Genomic DNA, 1,041 nt, shown 5'->3' with positions numbered 1-1,041 from the left:
CCTTTCAGGTCGCTCATGGTCTTTGAACCGTCCCTCACCATGCTTTCCGGAGTTTCGCGCGTTGAGAGACGCCTGGCCTGATGTGAACGCGCCGGTCGGGAACGAAGCCCGACCGGCGCGTCGCGGGCCACGAAGTGGCGGTCCTAACCGAGATGCCGGGTGAAGAACCGCAGCGAACTGCCGGTCTCGAACTCGGGGATCTCCCCGTGTTTTCCGGGGTTGGCGTGCAGCGTCTTGTCAGCCGACGCCAGAGCGTCGAACAGCTCCAGACCCTGGGCTCGCGGCACCATGTCGTCATCCCACTGGAGCAGGAACCGTACCGGGACGGTGACCCGGGCGGCGGTATCGGCCAACCCGTGTACGCCGAGCAGGCCCAGAACCGCCGCGTGGATCCGGGGTTCCGCGGCGAGGAAGGGGATGCCGAGCCCGCAGCCCATCGACATGCCCCAGTAGCCCACCCGACCGGTGCCGACGAAGTCGAGCTCTTGAAGCGCGGTCAGGACCGCCTGCCATTCCGGGACGGCCTGTTCGGCCAGGAACGTGTGCATGGCGACGAACTGCGCGGTGGTGTCCTCACCCGCCACCATGCCGGCTCGCAACTCGGCCGCGATCCGGGCGAACCCCTCGGTCTTCGGCCGGTCGCCGTGGTTGGGCGCATCGACCGCGGCCACCGCGAAACCGCCCTCGACGACGAAATGGTGCGCGCGGGCCACGATGCCCGGAGCCTTCTTGTGCTGCCCGCCACCGTGACCCATCAGGATCAGGGGACGAGCCCCGTCGGCGCCTTCCGGCGTCCACAGCACGCCGGGGGTCTCGCCGAGGTTGAACAGCCGTTCGGTGACGCCGTCCGACGACGTCTGAGAAATGAAGCGCAAAGCGTTCCAAGCCTTTCGGGATGCCTTCTGCGGGCGCTCCCTAGGCCATGTGAGAGAGGGAGCCCCGACCCATAACAGCGTTGATCGGTCTCACCTCCTCAGTTCACAGCCATACACGGCGATGCCGAACATATCACCAGAACTACTGCGGCACATATCAGCAGAA

1 protein-coding gene is annotated in these 1,041 nt (G+C 66.5%); it reads right to left on the bottom strand.

Annotated elements, in window-relative coordinates; genetic code table 11:
* Positions 1–143: 143 nt before the first annotated feature.
* Positions 144–875, bottom strand: a complete 732-nt coding sequence (locus tag AB0D67_RS39145) for a dienelactone hydrolase family protein (protein WP_362947521.1) — start codon at positions 873–875, stop codon at positions 144–146.
* Positions 876–1,041: the final 166 nt, after the last annotated feature.

The sequence above is a fragment of the Streptosporangium sp. NPDC048047 genome (assembly GCF_040653115.1).
Lineage (GTDB): Bacteria > Actinomycetota > Actinomycetes > Streptosporangiales > Streptosporangiaceae > Streptosporangium.
The sequence above is the reverse complement of the archived record's forward strand: the minus strand, read 5'-3'. Positions and strand labels throughout refer to the sequence as shown.